The sequence below is a fragment of the Amycolatopsis orientalis DSM 43388 genome, assembly GCF_000411975.1.
Lineage (GTDB): Bacteria > Actinomycetota > Actinomycetes > Mycobacteriales > Pseudonocardiaceae > Amycolatopsis > Amycolatopsis orientalis_D.
Genome location: NZ_ASXG01000072.1, coordinates 1 through 19,766, shown reverse-complemented (window position 1 = coordinate 19,766; position 19,766 = coordinate 1). Strand labels below are relative to the sequence as shown.

Genomic DNA, 19,766 nt, shown 5'->3' with positions numbered 1-19,766 from the left:
CGCTCCGCGGTCACGACTGCGGAGCGTGATGCTGCGATCGCACTATTGACACCACCCCCGTCGAGGGTGTGTGATCTCTCCCGATAAATAGGAAAGTTTCCTAACGAAGACGTTCTCTCCCCCGCCGCCGCCCCGATCCCCCTCACGCAGGAGGCCCCCGTGGCACGACGCTCGACGTTGAGCGCGCTGTTCGCCGGTACCGCGGCGACCGCGCTCGGCTGCGCACTGCTGGCCCCCGTGACCGCCACCGCGGCCACCGGGGACTACGAGTCCGAGGACGCGACGCTTTCCCAGGCCAAGATCGCCACGAACCACGCCGGCTACTCCGGCAAGGGATTCGTGGACTTCGACAACGTCGTCGGCAGCTACGCCGACTATTCGGTCAACGCGGCACAAGCCGGCACGCACACGCTGACTTTCCGCTACGCCAACGGGACTTCCGACGACCGGCCGATGAAGCTCGTGGTCGACGGCGGCGACAAAGGCACGGTTTCCTTCCCCAGCACCGGTTCCTGGACGACCTGGAAGACCGTCGCCGCGACGGTCCAGCTCACTGCGGGCGTCAACCATGTGCGCACCGTTTCGGCGTCCGCGAACGGCGGGCCCAACACCGACAAGATCACCGACAGCTTCAGCGCCCCGGTCGACACCGAACCGCCGACGCCGCCGAAGAACTTCCAGGTGTCGAACATCCGGCCCACCGCGGCGGATTTCCGGTGGGATCCGGCGACGGACAACGTCGGCGTCACGCGGTACGAGATCAACCGCGGCGGCAACACGCTCAAGGTCGTGGACGGCAAGACCACGTCGGCGACCGTCGACCAGCTGACGCCGAACACGTCGTACGACATCTCGGTGATCGCCTACGACGCGGCGGGCAACCCGTCCCAGCCGAGCAACGTCGTCGGCGTGAAAACCCCGCCCAGCGACGACAAAACCCCGCCGAGCGTGCCGGGTTCGCTGAAGGTCACCGGCAGCACTTCGGACAGCATTTCGTTGTCCTGGAAGGCTTCCACCGACGACAGCGGCTCGATCGCGAGCTACGACGTGTATCAGGGCAAGGACGTCGTCTCGACCACGACGCAGACTTCGGCGACCGTCACCGACCTCAAGCCGAACACGTCGTACACGTTCACCGTGAAAGCGCGTGACCCCAACGGAAACACGTCCGCGGCGAGCAATGCGGTCACCGCGAAGACCACCGGCAGCAGCGGCGCGGGCGGCGGAATCCCCTCGTACGACAAGGACATCGCGAAGGTCGACCTCGGCTGGTCGGTCGGTTTCCTGCCGAACGGCAACGCCTTGGTGACCGAACGGGACCGGTTCGAACTGCTGCAGATCACCCCGGACGGCGAGAAGACGACGCTCGGCAAGATCCCCGGCGTGGTCACCACGAACGGCGAGGGCGGGCTGCTCGGGCTGGCGATTTCGCCGCAGTGGAACACCGACCACGCGGTGTACCTGTACCACACGTCCTCGAGCGACAACCGGATCGTGAAGGTCACCTACGACGGCACCACGCTGTCGAAGACCACCACTCCGGTGCTGACCGGGATGGCGAAGAACCAGTACCACAACGGCGGCCGGATCGCATTCGGCCCGGACGGCAAGCTGTACGCCACCGTCGGCGACGCGAAGGTCAAAGCCAACGCGCAGAACAAGAGTTCGCTCAACGGCAAGATCCTGCGGCTCAACCCGGACGGTTCCGCGCCGAGCGACAACCCGTTCTACGCCACCGGCGGCAACGCGCGGTACGTCTGGAGCTACGGGCACCGCAATCCGCAGGGCCTGGCCTGGGATTCGCAGGGGCGGCTGTGGTCGTCGGAATTCGGCGAGAGCAGCCAGGACGAGCTGAACCTGATCCAGAAGGGCGGCAACTACGGCTGGTCAGCCTGCGAGGGCACGATCGGCGACTGCAAGGGGACGATCGCGCCGAAGAAGACGTGGCCGACCTCGCAGGCCGGACCGTCGGGCATCGAGATCGTGAACGACTGGATCTACATCGCGGCGGTGACCGGCAAACAGCTGTTCGTCACGCAGATCAAGGGCGACAGCGTCGGCGATGTGTCGGCGGTGTTCTCTGGCCGCTGGGGCCGGCTGCGCTCGGTGACCAAGACCCCCGACGGGCATCTGTGGGTGACCTCGACGAACAACGACAAGCTCGGCGGCACGCCGGACACCATCGACAACGTGGTGGTGCAGCTGAAGTTCCCCGGCGCGGCGCTCGCCGGATAAGCCGCGGCAGGGGTGACCGGAGCGGCGCCGGTCACCCCTGCCGCACCTCATTCTTTCACCAGTTCATAACAGCGGACGCGGGCCTTCGCGTCGAAAACCGGGACCGTGACCATGATTTCGTCCGCACCGGTCTGCTTCCCCAGCTCCGCCAGCCGCGCCTGGACCTGCTCCCGTTCGCCGTACGCCTGCGCCGCGCGGAATTGCTCGAGCTGCGGAACCATCTCCGGCGCGATCTCGTAACCAGCGGCTTCCTCCGGCGTGAGCATCGGCTGGTCTCCCCCGCCGCCGGCGAGCAGGTGGGATTTGAGCACGTTCATCGGCCCGGACAGGTATTCGGCCTCAGCCTCGGTGTCCGCGCAGATCGTCTCGACACACAGCAGCACGTACGGTTCGGAACGCCACTTCGAGGGCTGGAACTTCTCCCGGTACCGCTCCAGCGAGGCGGCGGTGTTGTCCGGCCGGATGTGATGCGCGAACGCGATCGGCAACCCGCGCTCGGCGGCGACCTCCGCACCCGCCGGACTGGAGCTGAGCAGCCACGGCTCCGGCACGGTCACTCCGCCCGGGAGCACCTTGTCGCTGCCGAGATGCTGCAGAAGCTCGTCGACGTCGGCGTGGTAGTCGGCTTCCTGAGCCGGCTCGGCTCCGCGGCGCAACGCGCGGATGATCACCGGATCGAGCGCACCGGGCCCGCGGCCGACCCCGAGATCGACCCGCCCGCCGGTGAGCGCGGACAGCGTCCCGAACTGCTCCGCCAACGCGAACGGCGCGTGGTTGGGCGCGAGCACCCCGCCGGACCCGACCCGGACCCGGGACGTGACCGCGCCCGCGTGCGCCGCGAGCACCTGCGGGGAGGCGCTGGCGATCGCCGGGGAACCGTGATGCTCGGCGAACCAGAGCCGGCGGTAGCCGAGGTCGTCCAGCCGCCGCGCGACGGAGCCGAGCGGCTCGAGCGCCGCCGCGGCCGACTGCCCGGCTTCGACCAGCGCGAGTTCAAGAGCGGAGAGCGGCAGATCGATCATGCCCCCTACGGTAGCGAATCCGGCGGGGCGGCGGGGGTGATTTGTCCATTGTGGACGAAGTCGTGGCGGGCGGGCTTCGGGGCGGGCGGTCGTTTTCGGGGAGTGCGACGGAATGCGCAGAGTGGAGTGGGGAGTTGCTGCGGAAGTCGCAACGGAACGCTCGCGGGACGCTGGGATGGCGCCGGGCTCGGATAGCGCTGGGGGGTCTTCGGGCGGGTGTGCCGTCGTGGGGTTTGTGCTGGTTCTCACCGGCATCCACGAGCCTCGCGCCCACGCTCGACGCGGCACCGGTCAGGCCGGTCAGGTGGGGCTTGGCGGATGCTTCTCCCCCGCCTGGCCGTCCCGCCGGACTGGGATGCGAACTTCTCTCGCCAACTCACCCGGCAGGCACTTCTCCACCAGCCCGTTTCACCCCGCCCAGCGGGGCTCCGAGCGCGCACTCCGCTTACCAACCCACCAACGAGCTGGCCGCGGCACTCCGCCCCGCTCGCGAACCTCAGAAACCGCTTCGCCCACCAGCCCAGCGAGCCTCAGCACGCACACTCCCCTCGCCAACCCACCAACAAGCTGACCGCGGCACCCCCTCCCCATCAACCCACACGCGAAACCTCAGAAGCCGCTTCGCCCAGCGAGCCTCAGAACGCGCACTTCCCGCAGCCAACCCACCAACAAGTCGGCTACGGCGCCCTCCCGCTCGCCCACCCGTGGAGCCTCAGGAACCGCTTCGCCCGCCCAGCGAGCCTCAGAGCGCACACTCCCTCACCAACCCACCAACAAGCTGGCCACGGCACTTCCTCCCCGCTCGCCCACCCGCGGAGCCTCAGGAGCCGCTTCGCCCCGCCTAGTCGCTGGGCGGCGCATGAGGGTGCGCATTTCCCGCGGCCAACCCGCCGACGGGTTGACGGCGGCCACTTCTCCCCACGAACCCACCCGCGGAGACTCGGGGGCCGTTTCTCCTCCGCCTAGTCGGCTGGCGGAGTGTGCCTCGCAGTGCCCGGCCGCAGCCGGTTCAGGCGGGCTGCCAAGCTACGACGCTCGGCGGTCCGGACCGTCGTGAGTGGTGGCGCCGGTAAGAACCGGCGCAAACACGCACGATCCCCCCGCTCCCCTGGCAAGCCCGCGCATCGGCCGAGGCCGTCTCATCCCGCACAAGGTGACTGGCCATGGCTCCAGCCCACAGCGCTGGGCAGCCACGCGCGGCAAGCCGCCGGGAAGGGCCTCGGCAAGCCCGGCCGCCAGCAGGGGTCAGGCTTCTTCTTCCAGCATTTCCGGGGTGACCGCCGATTCGGTGTCCGGGATGTTCAGTTCCTTCGCCCGCTTGTCCGCCATCGCGAGGAGCCGCCGGATCCGGCCAGCTACCGCGTCTTTCGTCATTTGCGGGTCGGACAGCTGGCCGAGTTCCTCGAGGGACGCCTGGCGGTTCGACAAGCGCAGGCGGCCGGCGGCGAGCAGGTGGTCCGGGGCGGTGTCGCCGAGGATCTCCAGGGCTCGCTCCACCCTCGCGGCCGCGGCGACCGCGGCTCGGGCCGAGCGGCGGAGGTTCGCGTCGTCGAAGTTCGCGAGGCGGTTGGCAGTCGCCCGGACCTCGCGGCGCATCCGGCGTTCTTCCCACTGCAGCACGCTCGTGTGCGCGCCCAGGCGGGTCAGCAGGGCGCCGATCGCGTCGCCGTCGCGGACCACGACCCGGTCCGCTCCCCGGACCTCGCGGGACTTCGCCTGGATGCCCATCCGCCGGGCAGCGCCGACCAGGGCCAGGGCCGCTTCCGGGCCGGGGCAGGTCACTTCCAGGGACGACGAGCGGCCCGGCTCGGTCAGCGAGCCGTGGGCCAGGAAGGCGCCGCGCCAGGCCGCTTCGGCGTCGGCCACTCCGCCGGACACCACGGCGGCGGGCAGGCCGCGCACGGGGCGTCCGCGCTGGTCGATCAACCCGGTCTGGCGCGCCAGGCCCTCGCCGTCCTTCACCACGCGCACGACGTACCGCGTCCCCTTGCGCAGGCCGCCGCTCGCGGTGATCACGTGCACGTCCGAATGGTGCCCGTAGAGCTCGTGGATCTCCTTGCGCAGCCGCCGCGCGACCGAACCCGTGTCCAGCTCCGCCTCGACCACCACCCGGCCGGCCACGATGTGCAGGCCGCCCGCGAAGCGAAGCAGCGACGCGACCTCCGCCCGGCGCGGCCCGATCTTCGTGATCTCGAGCCGGCTCAGTTCGTCCTTCACCGCGGCGGTCATCGCCATGTACTGCCCCTCCTGCCTTTCGCTGCGCGCCCGCCGTCACCCACAGTGCTCCCCGCCGAGGCCCAATGCCTCTCGCATGCACTGGGCGAGCGCACCAGGATCATGCCGTCCCGCCACGACCGGGTCGGCCACCGCCCCCAGGCAGGCCCTGGCTCCGAGGCGTTCGGCCGCCCGGCGCAGGCTTGCCGGGTCAGGGACGGAATCACGGTCCGCGACGACGGCGTCGACCCGCAGCGCGGGCGCGTGTTCGAAGAGTACGTCCAAATGCCGCTCCGGGGAGAATCCGCCGGTTTCCCCCGGTTGGGGGACCAAGTTCAGCACGACGACCTTCGTCGCCGTCGTGCGGACGAGCGCGTCGTGCAGATCCGGGACCAGGAGATGCGGCAGCACGCTGGTGAACCACGAGCCGGGGCCGAGGAACACGACGTCCGCCGCCAGCACCGCCTCGATCGCCTCCGGGCAGCCGCGCGGCGGGCGTTCCTGGCGTCCGGCCGGGTGCAGCGAGATGCGGTGCACCTGGCCGGGCGTGCTGGCGACCGCGACCTGGCCGCGGATGCGCCGGATCGCGTCCGGGTCCTCGCTGTCCAGGCCGCTGACCTCGCCCTCGATCTCCAGCGGCTCCGGCGACATCGGCAGCACCCGGCCGGAGATGCCCATCAGCCTGCTCGCCTCGTCGAGCGCGGCCACCGGGTCGCCGAGCACCTCGAACAGCCCGGCGAGCAGCAGGTTGCCGACGGCGTGCCCGGCGAGCGCGCCGTCGCCGCCGAAGCGGTGCTGGAACACCTCCGCCCACAGCCGCCCGCCGTCCTCCGCGGCGAAGGCGGCGAACGCCTGGCGCAGGTCGCCCGGCGGCAGCAGCCCCAGTTCGCGCCGCAGCCTGCCGGACGACCCGCCGTCGTCGGCCACCGTCACCACCGCCGTGACGGCGCGGGTGATCCGCCGGAGCGCGGTCAACGTCGCGTGCAGCCCGTGTCCTCCGCCCAGCGCCACCGCGCGCACGTCACTCCCGGCCAAGATCCCGGTGCACCACCTTTACTGCCATGCCGTCCTCATTGGACAGTCTCTGGGCGAGTTCCTCGGAGATCGCGACGCTGCGGTGCTTGCCGCCGGTGCAGCCGACCGCGAGCGTCAGGTACCGCTTGCCCTCGCGCTTGTAGCCCGCGCCGATGAGCCGCAGCAGCTGGTGGTAGCGGTCGAGGAATTCCTCGGCGCCTTCCTGCGACAGCACGTAGTTGCGCACCTCGCCGTCGAGGCCGGTGTGCTCGCGCAGCTCCGGGATCCAGAACGGGTTCGGCAGGAACCGCACGTCCATCACCAGGTCGGCGTCCATCGGCAAACCGTACTTGTAGCCGAACGACAGCACGGTGACGCGGGTCTGCGTGCTGGCCTCGGAACCGAACGCGTCCTCGATCTTCGCGCGCAGGTCGTGCACCGACAGCGCGGACGTGTCGAGCACCAGGTCGGCCTCCTCGCGCAGCGGCGAAAGCAGCTTGCGCTCGGCGGTGATGCCGTCGGCGAGCCTGCCGTCGCCCTGCATCGGGTGGCCGCGGCGGACCGATTCGAAGCGGCGCACCAGCACCGCGTCGGTGGCCTCCAGGAACAGCACGCGCGGTTTGTACCCTCGCGCGTCCAGGTCCTTGATCACCGAGGCCAGGTCGTCGGTGAACGCGCGCGACCGCACGTCCATCACCACCGCCACCTTCGTGATCGCGCCCCGCGCCTGCGCGCCGAGCTCGACCATGGTGGCGATCAGCTCCGGCGGCAGGTTGTCGACCACGAACCAGCCGAGGTCCTCCAGGCATTTCGCCGCCGTGGAGCGGCCCGCGCCGGAGAGGCCGGAGACGACCGCGACCTCCATCCCGCTGCCTCGTTTTTCCTCTTCCGCACTCACGTGTGCTTCCTTCCCGATCACGACCCCTGGTCCCCTCCCGGTACTGCCCGCGGTGCGGCGCCGGTCTCCCCGGCCAGTGCCGCCACCACGGCCTCGGCAGTGCGCCTGCCGAAACCGGGCACCGCTTCGATTTCCTCGACCCGGGCCTGTTTGAGCTTCTTCACCGAGCCGAAGTGCTTGATCAGCGCGGTGCGCCGAGCCTGCCCGAGTCCGGGCACACTGTCCAATTCGGACGCCTGCATGCGTTTGGCGCGCTTTTCGCGGTGGTAGCGAATGGCGAACCGGTGCGCCTCGTCGCGCAGCCGCTGCAGCAGATAGAGCGCGTCGGACGTGCGCGGCAGGATCATCGGGTCCGGCTCTCCGGGCAGCCACACCTCTTCGAGCCGCTTCGCGAGCCCGACGACTGCGATGTCGGTGATGCCCAGTTCCGCGAGCACGTCCGCGGCCGCGGTGGCCTGCGGGCCCGCGCCGTCGACGACCAGCAGGTTCGGCGGGTATGCGAACTTGCGCGGGCGGCCGGTCTCCGGATCGATCCCGGCGCGCACCGGCCGGACCGCCTCGTCCCCCGGTTCCTCGCCGTCGGAAGCGGCTTCCGGAGCGGTTTCCGTTGCCTCGGCCGCGTTTTCGGCCGTTTCCTTGAGGTACCGGTAGAACCGCCGCCGCACGACCTCGGCGATGGACGCGACGTCGCCCTCGGTCGCCGCCTCGCGCAGCGCGAACTTGCGGTACTCGGACTTGCGCGGCAGCCCGTCCTCGAACACCACCAGCGACGCCACGACGTCGCTGCCCTGGATGTGGCTGATGTCGATGCACTCGATGCGCAGCGGCGCGCTGTCGAGCGCCAGGTAGTCCTGGAGTTCCTGCAGTGCCGCGGACCGCGCGGTGAGATCGCCCGCGCGGCGCAGCTTGTGCTGGGTGAACGCTTCCTTGGCGTTGCGCTCCACCGTTTCCGCGAGCGCCTTCTTGTCGCCGCGCTGCGCGACCCGCAGCCGCACCCGCGAACCGCGCAGACCGGACAGCCATTCGGCGACCGCGTCGGCGTCCGCGGGCAGCTCCGGCACCAGCACCTCGCGCGGGACGACCGGACCGGTCTCGACGTCGTCGCGGCCCGCGCGATCGGATTCCTCGCCGTAGAACTGGGTGAGGAAGTGGTCGACCAGCGCCGGGACGTCCATTTCCTCGGCCTTGTCGATCACCCAGCCCCGCTGCCCGCGCACCCGCCCGCCGCGCACGTGGAACACCTGGACGGCCGCCTCCAGTTCGTCGTGCGCGAAGGCGACTACGTCGGCGTCCGTGCCGTCGCCGAACACCACGGCCTGTTTTTCCATCGCACGCCGCAATGCGCCCAGGTCGTCCCGCAGCCGCGCGGCGCGCTCGAACTCCAGCTCCTCCGACGCCTGCGCCATCTCGCGTTCGAGCCGCTTCACCATCGCGTCCGTGCGGCCGGCGAGGAAGTCGCAGAAGTCCTCGACGATCGCCCGGTGCTCCTCGGCGGTCACCCGGCCGACGCACGGGGCCGAGCACTTGTCGATGTAGCCGAGCAGACACGGCCGCCCGATCTGCCCGTGCCGGCGGAAGACTCCCGCGGAACAGGTGCGGGCGGGGAAAACGCGCAGGAGCAGGTCGAGCGTCTCGCGGATCGCCCACGCGTGCGAGTACGGCCCGAAGTAGCGGACGCCCTTCTTGCGCGCGCCGCGGTAGACGTGCAGCCGGGGGAATTCCTCGTTCAGCGTGACCGCGAGGACCGGATAGCTCTTGTCGTCGCGGTAGCGGACGTTGAACCGGGGGTCGAATTCCTTGATCCAGTTGTACTCCAGCTGGAGCGCCTCGACCTCGGTGCCGACCACGGTCCACTCGACGCTCGCCGCGGTGGTGACCATCTGCCGCGTGCGCGGATGCAGGCCGGACAGGTCGGCGAAGTACGAGTTCAGCCTGCTGCGCAGGCTCTTCGCTTTGCCGACGTAGATGACCCGCTTGGCGTCGTCGCGGAACTTGTAGACGCCAGGCGAGTCCGGGATGCTCCCCGGCTGAGGTCGGTAGGTGGTCGGATCAGCCACGTGCCCCACTGTATGGCGAGGGTCCGACAGTTTCCGTGAGACCCCGGGTGCGGGGCGCGAGAAGGCGGCTGCTTCGTTCTCTCAGCCGAGCTGCTCCGCCGAGTCCAGCAGGTACCGGGGCAGCTTGGTGCTCGCGGCCAGGACTTCGACGCCCACCAGCTGCCCGCTCTCGCCGAAGTCGAGATTGATCATTCCGCCGACGGCGTCCTCGTCGCAGGCGTACATGTACGCCGACTTGGCGGGATCGCCCGGGGCCACGAAATAGACGTAGGCCGCATCGACCGTCCGGTCGTAGGTGACTCTGAGGTCCGCCACGGCTTCTCCCTCTTTACCGGAGGCAACGAGCCTGCCGTAGCGTAGAGCTTCGCCGACCCGCCGAACGATCAGGGAGCAGCCATGACCGTCCGCGTCGCCACCTGGAACGTGAACTCCATCGTTCCCCGGCTGCCGCGCGTGCTCGACTGGCTCGACCGCACCGCGCCGGACGTGCTGTGCCTGCAGGAACTCAAGAACACCACCGAAGCCTTCCCGGCCGACGAGATCGTCGCGCGCGGATACGAGGTCGCCGCGTACGGGCTGGGGCGGTGGAACGGCGTCGGGATCCTCTCGAAGATCGGCCTCGACGACGTGGTGCGCGGGCTGCCGGGCGAACCGGGCTTCGACGGGCAGGCCGAGGCGCGCGCGATCGGCGCGACGTGCGGCGGGATCCGGCTGTGGTCGGTGTACGTGCCGAACGGGCGCGAGCCGCAAAACCCGCACTACGCCTACAAACTCGAGTGGCTCGAGAAACTCAGCGACCTCGTCGGCGAAGAGCTGCGGCACGCGCGCCCGTTCGCGGTGCTCGGCGATTTCAACGTCGCGCCCACCGACGAAGACGTCTGGGACATCTCGCTGTTCGCCGAGTCCACGCACGTCACCGAACCCGAGCGGGCCGCGCTGAAGAAGCTCCGCGACGCCGGGCTGTCCGATGTCTTCCCGCGGCCGCTGAAGTACGACCACCCGTTCACGTACTGGGACTACCGCGCCGGGAATTTCCCCAACAACAAGGGAATGCGCATCGACCTCGTCTACGGGAACACGGTTTTCGCGAAGGCCGTCACCGATTCCTACGTGGACCGCGAAGCCCGCAAGGGCAAGGGGCCGTCCGACCACGCCCCGATCGTCGTGGACCTGGACCTCTAGGGAGTCAGGCCCCGGTCGCGGCCCGGTGCAGCTTCCGCAGTGCCCGGACCGCCGTCACCGCACGTTCGCGGTCCACCGCCTGCACGGCCATCACCGAGAAGTACTCGTCGTCCGGCAACTCCAGGCGCGCCCACGAGGCGCCGTCCGGGAAACTGATCGACAGCACCTGGTCCCAGGTGAACACCCGCCGCGCCAGGACGTTGCGGACCTCGATGCCCGTCGCGTCCGCTCGGACCCGGGCGTTGCCGAACAGCATCGTGCCCGCCGCCAGTGCGATGCCGATGCCGATCATCGCGACCTGGTCCGACGTCTCGAACACGACGCCGGTGTGCGAGTTGCGCAGCAGGACCGCGACCACCACGAACGCCGCGAGCAGCGCCACCGCCAGCACGCTGCACATGATCAGCGCCCGGCGCGGCCGGATCACCAGAGTGGTCTGCTGCTCGGTCATCACGCTCACACGAATCCCCGCTCGGTCCACGGCTTGCCCAGGCCGCGCAGCACGTGCGCGGTGTCGAGCGCCGCCACGGCCGCTTCGTAGCCTTTGTCCTCCACGGAGCCGGGCATGCCGGAGCGGTCCAGCGCCTGCTGCTCGGTGTCGCAGGTCAGCACGCCGTTGCCGACCGGGGTGCTCTCGTCGAGCGCCACCCGGGTGAGGCCGGCGGTGACCGCGTCGCACACGTACTCGAAGTGCGGGGTGCCGCCGCGGATCACGACGCCCAGCGCCACGACCGCGTCGTGGTTGCGCGCCAGCGCCTGCGCCGCGACCGGAAGCTCCACCGCACCCGCCACGCGGATCACCGTGGGCTCTTCCTCCAGCTCGGCGTCCTTCGCCGCGGCGAGCGCGCGCTCCAGCAGCACGTCGGTGATCTTCGCGTTCCACCGCGTCGCGACGACCGCCAGCCGCAGGGACTTGCAGTCGCGCAGGTCGAGCGCGGTGTCCGGCCGCCCCTCGCCGCTCATCGCGTGGTGTCCTCCTCGGTGCCCTGGTCGGTCGCGCCGACCTGGTCGTAGTGCTCGAGCTGGCTGAGGTCGTGCCCCATCCGGTCGCGCTTGGTGCGCAGGTACCGCAGGTTCTCCGGGTTCGGCGAGATCGGCAGCGCGACCCGTCCGGTGACGCGCAGGCCGTAGCCCTCGAGGCCGACCCGCTTCGCCGGGTTGTTCGTGAGCAGCCGCATCGACCGGACGCCGAGGTCGCACAGGATCTGCGCGCCGGTGCCGTAGTCGCGCGCGTCCGCCGGAACGCCCAGCGCCAGGTTCGCGTCGACGGTGTCCGCGCCCGCGTCCTGCAGCTGGTAGGCCTGCAGTTTGTGCAGCAGGCCGATGCCGCGGCCCTCGTGCCCGCGGATGTACAGCACGACGCCGCGGCCCTCGTCGGCCACCTTCTGCAGCGCGGCGTCCAGCTGCGGGCCGCAGTCGCAGCGCAGCGAGCCGAAGACGTCGCCGGTGAGGCATTCGGAGTGCACCCGGACCAGGATGTCCTCGCCGTCGCCGATTTCGCCGTACACGAAGGCGACGTGCTCGATCCCGTCGAGCAGGCTGTCGTACCCGACCGCGCGGAACGTGCCCGCGGCCAGCGGGATCCGCGCCTCCGCGACGCGTTCGACCTGCTTTTCGGTGCGCCGCCGGTAGGCGATCAGCTCCGCGATCGAGATGATCTTGAGGTCGTGGTCGGCGGCGAACACTTCCAGCTCGTCGCGCCGGGCCATGTCGCCCTCGTCCTTCTGCGACACGATCTCGCAGAGCACGCCCGCCGGGTGCAGTCCGGCGAGCCGGGCCAGGTCCACCGCGGCCTCGGTGTGCCCCGGACGGCGCAGCACGCCGCCTTCCTTGGCGCGCAACGGGACCACGTGCCCGGGGCGGCGGAAGTCCTTCGCGGTGGCTTCCGGGTTGGCCAGCAGCCGCGTGGTGTGCGCGCGGTCCGCGGCGGAAATGCCGGTGGTGATGCCTTCGGCCGCGTCGACCGTGACGCTGTACGCGGTGCCGCGCTGGTCCTGGTTCGTGTGGTACATCGGCGGCAGGTCGAGCCGGTCCGCCTCGTTCTCGGTGAGCGCGACGCACACGTAGCCCGAGGTGTAGCGCACCATGAACGCGAGCAGCTCCGGCGTCGCCTTCTCGGCGGCGAAGATGAGGTCGCCCTCGTTCTCGCGGTCCTCGTCGTCCACGACGACCACCGCCCGCCCGGCGGCGATGTCCGCGATCGCGGCCTCGATGGCGTCCACGTCGACCGCCGCGCCTGCTCCGCACGGGGTCCATCCGGTCTGCGGCTCGGCCGCCTTCGTCTCGCTCACGGGTGCTCCTTCGCTGCCGCCGCCGGGTGGATGTCACACATTGTGCGCGTTCGCCGCCACGTGTGGCGCAGTGAGCTTCTCCACGTACTTCGCTACGACGTCCACTTCGAGGTTCACGTGGTCGCCTTCTTCCCGCCTGCCCAGCGTCGTCGCCTCGAGGGTGGTGGGGATCAATGCGACCGAAAACCGGTCCTCGGCGATGCTCGCGACGGTGAGCGAAACGCCGTCGACGGCGATCGACCCCTTCTCCACGACGTACCGAGACAGGGCCGGGGGCAGGGAGAACGTCGTCACGCCGCGTTCGTCGCGGGAGAGGAAGACGCCGGTGCCGTCCACGTGGCCCTGCATGATGTGCCCGCCGAGCCGTCCGCCCGCCGGGGTGGCGCGCTCGAGGTTCACCGCGTCGCCGACGGCCACCTTCGCGAGGCTCGAACGCTGGAGTGTTTCGTTCACCACATCGACGGTGAACTCGCCGCCGGAGACGGTGACGACGGTCAGGCAGACGCCGCTGACCGCGATCGAATCGCCGTGGGCCGCGTCAGAGGTGACCAGCGGTCCGCGCACGGTGAGCCGAGCCGCGTCGGTGAGCTGCTCGACCGCGGTGACCTCGCCGACCTCTTCGACAATTCCCGTGAACACTGCTGCCTCCTCGCCCGGCCACCGCCTTCGGTGGCCCCTCCATCCAACACCCGCCCGGGCCCGGGGGCTCCCCGGGCCGAAGGTCAGCTGACGCGGAGGCGGGCGGCCTGCTCGCGCAGGGCGGCGACGGCGCGGCCCGGGTCCTCGGCCCCGTACACGGCCGAGCCCGCGACGAAGCAGTCGACGCCCGCTTCGGCGGCCTGTTCGATGGTGTCGGAGTTGATCCCGCCGTCGATCTCGACGACCAGCTTGAGGTGCCCGGTGTCGACCAGCCGGCGCGCGGTGCGCACCTTCTCCAGCACGTCGGCGATGAACGACTGCCCGCCGAAGCCCGGTTCGACCGACATGACCAGCAGCGTGTCGTAGTGCTTGAGGGTTTCCACGTGCGGTTCGAGCGGCGTGCCCGGCTTGATCGACAGCCCCGCCTTCGCCCCCGCGGCACGCAGGTTCTTGGCCAGCATGACCGGGTCCGCGGCAGCTTCGACGTGCACCGTGACGTTGTACGCGCCGGCCTCGGCGTAGCCGATCGCCCAGCGGTCCGGATCGTCGATCATCAGGTGGCAGTCGAGCGGCAGGTCAGTGGATTTCAGCAGCGACTGGACCACCGGCAGGCCGAGGGTCAGGTTGGGCACGAAGTGCGCGTCCATGACGTCCACGTGCACCCAGTCCGCCCGGGTGTCCCCGGGGTGCGCGACGGCCGCGATCTCCTCGCCGAGCTTGGCGAAGTCGGCGGACAGGATGCTGGGTGCGATGAGAGGTGAAGCCACGAGCCGAGTGTAAGAGGGCCCGGTTCCCCGCTGTTCACCGGCCGTGACCGCACCGGAGTTCGCTTTCCGGACACCGGGCGCTCATCCGGATGATCCGTGTCGAACACATCAGCGAGCACTAATGGGTCATGTTCGGAAATTCCGGATGAGTGGCACATCGAGGAGAACCATGAGAACGGTCTTGGCAGGCCGCCGCAAGTGGCTGACCGCGGGCGCGCTCGGCGTCGCGCTGGTCGCCGCCGCCCCGGTCGCGATCGCCGCGCAGGGCAACCAGGACGACCAGGGCGCGCGCACCGCTTCGGCCGGTTCGGGCGACCGCACGCAGGAGATCCGCCAGGCGATCCAGGGCGGGCACGCGCGCAACGTCATCCTGTTCATCGGCGACGGCATGGGCCAGTCCGAGATCACCTCGGCGCGCAACTACGAGCGCGGCGCGGCCGGCCGGCTCGCGATGGACGAGTTCCCGCTGACCGGCGACTACACCACCTACGCGGTCGAGAAGGGCAACCCGGCCAAGCCGGACTACGTGACCGACTCCGCGGCGTCCGGCACCGGATGGGCGACCGGCACGAAGACCTACAACGGCGCGATTTCCGTGGACGCCTACGGCAACCCGGTCCCGACGCTGCTCGAACTCGCCAAGCGCAGCGGCCTGCGCACCGGCGACGTGACCACCGCCGAGGTCCAGGACGCGACCCCGGCCGTGCTCGGCGCGCACGTCGTCGACCGCGACTGCAAGGGCCCGGACGAGACGACCAGGAAGTGCGCGCGGAACGCCAAGGAGAACGGCGGCGCGGGCTCGATCTCCGAGCAGCTCGTGCAGACCCGCCCGGACGTCCTCCTCGGCGGCGGCGCGAAGTACTTCGCCCAGTTGGCGACCGCCGGGCAGTTCAAGGGCAAGCCGGTCCTGGAGCAGGCCAAGGCCGCCGGGTACACCGTGGTCGACACCGCCGACGACCTCGCCAAGGCCCAGCCGGGCAAGCCGCTGCTGGGGCTGTTCGCGCCGGGCAACCTGCCGGTCAACTGGACCGGCCCGAAGGCGACGCAGGGCGGCACCGCGCCGGCCCGCTGCACCGCGAACCCGGTGCTGCCGAAGACGCAGCCGAAGCTTCTGGCGCAGACGCAGAAGGCGTTGCAGCTGCTCGACGACCGGCGGAGCACCAAGGGCTTCTTCCTGCAGGTCGAGGGTGCCTCGATCGACAAGCAGGACCACGCGGCCGACCCCTGCGGGCAGATCGGCGAGACAATCGATTTCGACGCCGCGGTGGCGGCTGGGCTTGCTTATGCGCGCAGCCACCCCGACACGCTCGTGGTGGTGACCGCGGACCACGGGCACACCAGTCAGATCGTGTCCAACGATGCTAAGACGCCTGGGCAGACTGCCACGTTGATCACCAATGAGGGGGCGAACATGACCCTCAATTACGGGACTGCGCTGCCCGGGTCTTCGATGGAGCACACCGGGACGCAGGTGCGGATCGCGGCTTATGGGCCGCAGGCGGCGAATGTTGTGGGGCTGACTAATCAGACTGATTTGTTCGGGACGGTGAAGAGGGCGCTTCGGCTGCGCTGACGGTTGACGGCTCGTCGCCCTGGCGGGCGACATTGCGCCCCGGTGAGTGGCGTGGGGCACCCCGAAGCCTGATTGTGCTGACGGGAGGCTTCGTATCGGGGTGCGGGGCCGGGTCTGGGTGCCTCGATGTCGGGTGCGCGAGTGCGGCCGGGTCAGGGCTGGGCGCTACGAGGTCAGGCGGGCGAGGGCAGCAGGTCCAGGGGTTCTGACCACGGGCGTCTTGGGTCCAGGCGGTGCAGGCGGACGCCTGCTTTGGCGAGGGTGTCCAGGTGGCGCTGCCAGGCTGGGTGGTGCACCCGGGTGTCCTGGATCTGGTAGGCCACGACGAGGGTGATTCCTGGTGTGCCAAGGACATCGCCGAGGAGTGTGAGTGCTTGATTGTCGGCGATGCCCAGGGCCAGCTTCGCCACCGAGTTCGCCGATGCGGGCGCGAAGAGGAAGACCTTCGGGTCCGGATGCGGGCGCGGTTCGCCGGGCAGCCGGGAGGCGCTGCGCACCGGAAGGTCCGTCGTGGCTTCGAGTTCGCCCAGGCCGCCGGTCGCTTTCAGCCAGTTCCAGGCGGTCGGCGTGAGGGTGATGGCCAGCCGCCAGCCTCGGGCGGCCGCTGGTTTCGCCAGCTCGTCGGTGAACCGGGTGTCCAATCCGCCGCACGAGCTGGCGACCAGGCCTAGATCCGTCACGGTTTGCGCAGCACCGCGCAGAACATCGCGTCGGTGCCGTGTCGGTGCGGCCACAGCTGGACGTACGGGCCGTCGCCGAGCTGCGGGACTCCGGGGAAGAACTCGCGGGCGTCGACGATCTCCGACTTGGTCCGGCGGGCGGTTTCGCCTACCACTCCTTCGGTTTCGGCCAGATGCGGCGAGCAGACGACGTACGCGACGATGCCGCCCGGGCGCACCAGGTCCAGCGCCGCCATCAGCAGTTCGCCCTGCAGCTTGGTGAGGTCCGCGACGTCCGACGGCTTGCGTCGCCACCGGGCTTCGGGGCGGCGGCGCAACGCACCGAGGCCGCTGCACGGGGCGTCGACCAGGATCCGGTCGTAGCCCGGTTCGAGGCCGGATTCGCGGCCGTCCGCGACGTGCACGGTGACCGGCAGGCCTTCGGTCGCGTTCTCGATCAGGCGGGCGCGGTGCGGAGCCTTCTCGACGGCGTCCACGTGCGCGCCGCTGACCTTGGCCAGTGCGCCCAGCAGCGCCGCTTTGCCGCCGGGACCCGCGCAGAGGTCCAGCCAGCGCTCGTCGGAGCCTTCCAGCGGAGCCTTGCTCACGGCGATGGCGCACAGCTGACTGCCTTCGTCCTGCACCGCGGCCAAGCGCTCGCGCACCGGTTCCGCGTCGGCGGGGTCGCCCGCGCCGGCCGGCAGGTGCACGCCGTAGGGCGAGTACGGCGCGAGGTCGCCGCCGGTGATGGCGGCCAGTTCGTCGGCGCTGATTTCTCCGGGACGCGCGACCAGGTGCACCGCGGGGCGGGCGTCGTCGGCTTCGAGGGCGGCTTTCAGCTCAGCGCCCTTGTCCCCCAACGCTTCCGCGAACGACCGGGCGACCCAGCGCGGGTGCGCGGTGCGGAGCGCGTACGCGCCGATCGGGTCGGCCGCCTCGTCCGGAGCCAGTTCGTCGAGCCACTGCGCTTCGTCCTTTGTGGACACCGCGCGCAGGATGGCGTTGGCGAATCCCGTTGCCCACGAACCGGCTTCGGCGCGCACGAGGTCCACAGTGGACCCTACGGAGGCGTGCTCCGGGATCCGGGTGCGCAGCAGCTGGTAGACGCCGAGCCGCAGCGCGTCGAGCACGACCGGGTCGGTCTTCTCGATCGGCCGGTCGGCGCACGCGGCGATCACCGCGTCGAGCAGGCCCTGCGCGCGGGCCGCGCCGTAGGTCAGCTCGGTGGCCAGCGCGGCGTCGCGGCCGCCTACCCGACGTTCCCGCAGCAACTGCGGCAGGACGAGGTTGGCGTACGCGTCCTTCTCGCGGACAGCGCGCAGCACGTCGAACGCGACCTGGCGGGCCGGGTCGATCTCCGGCGGACGACGCGGTCCCTGTTTGCGCGGTGCCGGACGGCCCCGCTGCGGCCGCGACGGCCGCCGTTCTCCACGCTCGCTCACTGGAGGCGCTCTCCTTCGTCGATCCTCGTGCCGCGCGCCCAGTCGGTGGCCGCCATCCGTTTCTTGCCGGCGGCCTGGACCTCGCCCAGCCGCACCGGTTTCGTCGCCGTGCCCACGAGCACGCGCTTGCGCTCGACCACCAGCTCGCCCGGCCGCGGACCGGGTTCGTCGAGCACGGTGACCGGCCCCAGCTTGAACCGCTCGCCGCGGAATTCCGCCCACGCGCCGGGATCCGGCGTCACCGAACGGATGTGCCGGTCGACCGCGGAAGCCGGGTCGGCGAACGACACGCGCGCGTCCTCGACGGTCACCTTCGGCGCGTAGCTCATGCCCTCGGCCGGTTGCTCGACCGCGCGGAGCGTGCCGTCCTCGATGCCGTCCACGGTGGACACCAGCAGGTTGGCCCCGGATTCGGCGAGCCTGCCGAGCAGCGCGCCCGCCGTGTCCTCCGGGCCGATCGGCTCGGTCACCACGCCGAACACCGGCCCCGCGTCGAGTTCCTTCACGATCCGGAAGGTCGACGCGCCGGTCATTTCGTCCCCGGCCCGGATCGCCGCCTGCACCGGCGCCGCACCACGCCAGGCGGGCAGCAGCGAGAAGTGCAGATTGACCCAGCCGTGCGCCGGAATGTCGAGCGCGGACTGCGGCAGCAGCGCCCCGTACGCGACGACCGGGCAAACGTCCGGCGCCAGCTCGCGCAGCCGGGCGAGAAACGCCGGGTCACCGGCGCGCGCGGGAGTGAGCACCTCGATGCCGTGCTCGTCGGCGAGCGTGCCCACCGGGGACCGCGACACCTTGCGGCCGCGCCCGGCCTGGGCGTCGGGCCGCGTGACGACCGCGACGACCTCGTGCCGCTCGGACTCGATCAACGCGCGCAACGACGGCACGGCAGGCTCCGGGGTGCCGGCGAAAACGAGACGCATCACCGCACCTCCGGGAGCGAAAAGGGGATTTCAGGCTGGTCGGACATCGGAAGCGAGTCTAGAAGACCCCCTCGCCGGCGGCGCGGCGCGGGCAGCCAGCCGCGGCGGGCGCCAGGATCGGGGATATGACCACGCTGAAAGCGACCCTGCACGACGACCTGACGACCGCGATCAAGGCCCGGGACCAGCTGCGCTCGGCAACGCTGCGGCTGACGCTCTCGGCGATCGGCTACGAAGAAACCGCCGGCGACAGCGCCCGCGAACTCTCCGACGACGAGATACTGAAAATCATCACCCGAGAGGTGAAGAAACGCCGCGACGCCGCCGAAGCCTTCGACAAGGCAGGCCGCGCGGACTCCGCGGAACGCGAACGAGCCGAAGCAGAGGTCCTCACGGCCTACCTGCCCGCCCAACTCTCGGACGACGAGCTGCGCGCCCTGGTCACCGAGGCAGTGACGGAGACCGGCGCCTCCGGAATGGCCGGAATGGGCGCGGTGATGAAAGCAGTGCAGCCGAAAATCGCGGGCCGCGCCGAAGGCTCCCGCGTCGCCGCCGAGGTGAAACGCCAGCTCTCCACCAACTGACCCACGCACTCCCCTTGCCTGGCTGACCCTTTGCGTTCGTCCGTGAGGGGCCCCTTCACGAACCTAGATTCCCTCAAGGAGCCCTTCACGGCCCCCCTGCCCGGTCAGCCCGACGCACCGAACACAGCATTCGCCGCTCCCACACACCCAACGCGGCATCGCGGCACCCCTCACCCCGAAAACCGCACCCGCCGCCCCCACCCATCGAGGCACCCAGCCCCTCCCCCGCACCCCGATACGAAGCCTCCCTGCGGTCTTGGGGTGCT

Annotated in this window: 17 protein-coding genes and 1 pseudogene; 4 read left to right on the top strand and 14 right to left on the bottom strand. The window is 70.6% G+C overall.

The genetic code is table 11. From position 1 onward, the window contains the following. Positions 1-186: 186 nt before the first annotated feature. Positions 187-2,232, top strand: a pseudogene (locus L942_RS12265) (PQQ-dependent sugar dehydrogenase); the annotation flags it as partial. Positions 2,233-2,282: 50 nt separating this feature from the next. Here the strand turns inward: L942_RS12265 and L942_RS12260 are convergent. From L942_RS12260 to L942_RS12235, 6 genes are all read right to left on the bottom strand, one after another. Further along, a complete protein-coding gene (locus L942_RS12260) occupies positions 2,283-3,257 on the bottom strand; it encodes an LLM class flavin-dependent oxidoreductase (protein WP_037359145.1) in 975 nt (324 codons plus the stop codon). A 1,245-nt stretch (positions 3,258-4,502) separates the two neighbouring features. Then, the gene (whiA, locus tag L942_RS12255; protein ID WP_037359142.1) at positions 4,503-5,492 is read right to left on the bottom strand and encodes a DNA-binding protein WhiA; all 990 of its coding nucleotides are present in this window, start codon (positions 5,490-5,492) and stop codon (positions 4,503-4,505) included. A gap of 36 nt (positions 5,493-5,528) precedes the next feature. Then, positions 5,529-6,491 (bottom strand): gluconeogenesis factor YvcK family protein, encoded by a 963-nt coding sequence (locus L942_RS12250; RefSeq protein WP_037359138.1) that lies wholly within the window; start codon positions 6,489-6,491, stop codon positions 5,529-5,531. 1 nt (position 6,492) lies between these two features. Beyond that, positions 6,493-7,350 carry an RNase adapter RapZ gene (gene rapZ, locus L942_RS12245; RefSeq protein ID WP_020658140.1) on the bottom strand — a complete coding sequence of 286 codons (858 nt, stop codon included), beginning with the start codon at positions 7,348-7,350 and terminating at the stop codon, positions 6,493-6,495. 50 nt (positions 7,351-7,400) lie between these two features. Then, positions 7,401-9,440, bottom strand: a complete 2,040-nt coding sequence (uvrC, locus tag L942_RS12240; protein ID WP_081655037.1) for an excinuclease ABC subunit UvrC — start codon at positions 9,438-9,440, stop codon at positions 7,401-7,403. A gap of 81 nt (positions 9,441-9,521) precedes the next feature. Further along, entirely contained in the window at positions 9,522-9,755 is a 234-nt protein-coding gene (locus L942_RS12235) for a DUF2283 domain-containing protein (RefSeq protein WP_037359133.1), read from the bottom strand. An 81-nt stretch (positions 9,756-9,836) separates the two neighbouring features. Here L942_RS12235 and L942_RS12230 point away from each other — a divergent pair, with 81 nt between their 5' ends. Then, entirely contained in the window at positions 9,837-10,622 is a 786-nt protein-coding gene (locus L942_RS12230; RefSeq protein ID WP_037359131.1) for an exodeoxyribonuclease III, read from the top strand. Positions 10,623-10,626: 4 nt separating this feature from the next. On the opposite strand, the gene L942_RS12225 is transcribed toward L942_RS12230, so the two are convergent. The 5 genes from L942_RS12225 to rpe all read right to left on the bottom strand — a co-directional run bounded on the left by L942_RS12225 (position 10,627) and on the right by rpe (position 14,319). Then, positions 10,627-11,073: a PH domain-containing protein gene (locus tag L942_RS12225; protein ID WP_037359342.1), complete on the bottom strand. Its 447-nt coding sequence runs from the start codon at positions 11,071-11,073 to the stop codon at positions 10,627-10,629. 5 nt (positions 11,074-11,078) lie between these two features. Next, a complete protein-coding gene (gene ribH / locus L942_RS12220; RefSeq protein WP_037359128.1) occupies positions 11,079-11,585 on the bottom strand; it encodes a 6,7-dimethyl-8-ribityllumazine synthase in 507 nt (168 codons plus the stop codon). Then, complete coding sequence (locus L942_RS12215) at positions 11,582-12,913, bottom strand: bifunctional 3,4-dihydroxy-2-butanone-4-phosphate synthase/GTP cyclohydrolase II (protein WP_037359124.1); 1,332 nt, start codon at positions 12,911-12,913, stop codon at positions 11,582-11,584. The genes ribH and L942_RS12215 overlap by 4 nt, the downstream gene beginning before the upstream one ends. Positions 12,914-12,946: 33 nt before the next feature. Beyond that, positions 12,947-13,552, bottom strand: a complete 606-nt coding sequence (locus L942_RS12210; protein WP_037359121.1) for a riboflavin synthase — start codon at positions 13,550-13,552, stop codon at positions 12,947-12,949. A gap of 83 nt (positions 13,553-13,635) precedes the next feature. Further along, complete coding sequence (gene rpe, locus L942_RS12205) at positions 13,636-14,319, bottom strand: ribulose-phosphate 3-epimerase (protein WP_037359118.1); 684 nt, start codon at positions 14,317-14,319, stop codon at positions 13,636-13,638. 169 nt (positions 14,320-14,488) lie between these two features. Between rpe and phoA the strand changes: the two genes are divergently transcribed. Further along, the gene (phoA, locus tag L942_RS12200) at positions 14,489-15,892 is read left to right on the top strand and encodes an alkaline phosphatase (RefSeq protein ID WP_037359115.1); all 1,404 of its coding nucleotides are present in this window, start codon (positions 14,489-14,491) and stop codon (positions 15,890-15,892) included. A gap of 173 nt (positions 15,893-16,065) precedes the next feature. Here phoA and L942_RS12195 read toward each other — a convergent pair whose 3' ends face one another. Genes L942_RS12195 through fmt form a run of 3 tightly spaced genes read right to left on the bottom strand, consistent with a single transcriptional unit; the run spans position 16,066 to position 18,916 of the window. Continuing rightward, positions 16,066-16,572 carry a flavoprotein gene (locus L942_RS12195; RefSeq protein WP_037359112.1) on the bottom strand — a complete coding sequence of 169 codons (507 nt, stop codon included), beginning with the start codon at positions 16,570-16,572 and terminating at the stop codon, positions 16,066-16,068. Continuing rightward, on the bottom strand, positions 16,569-17,993 hold the full coding sequence (locus L942_RS12190) for an RsmB/NOP family class I SAM-dependent RNA methyltransferase (RefSeq protein WP_106964879.1): 1,425 nt from the start codon (positions 17,991-17,993) through the stop codon (positions 16,569-16,571). Before L942_RS12190 ends, L942_RS12195 begins: the two co-directional genes overlap by 4 nt. Beyond that, positions 17,990-18,916 carry a methionyl-tRNA formyltransferase gene (gene fmt / locus L942_RS12185; protein WP_037359110.1) on the bottom strand — a complete coding sequence of 309 codons (927 nt, stop codon included), beginning with the start codon at positions 18,914-18,916 and terminating at the stop codon, positions 17,990-17,992. The genes L942_RS12190 and fmt overlap by 4 nt, the downstream gene beginning before the upstream one ends. Positions 18,917-19,041: 125 nt before the next feature. Here fmt and L942_RS12180 point away from each other — a divergent pair, with 125 nt between their 5' ends. Beyond that, complete coding sequence (locus tag L942_RS12180) at positions 19,042-19,500, top strand: GatB/YqeY domain-containing protein (protein WP_037359107.1); 459 nt, start codon at positions 19,042-19,044, stop codon at positions 19,498-19,500. Positions 19,501-19,766 lie beyond the last annotated feature (266 nt).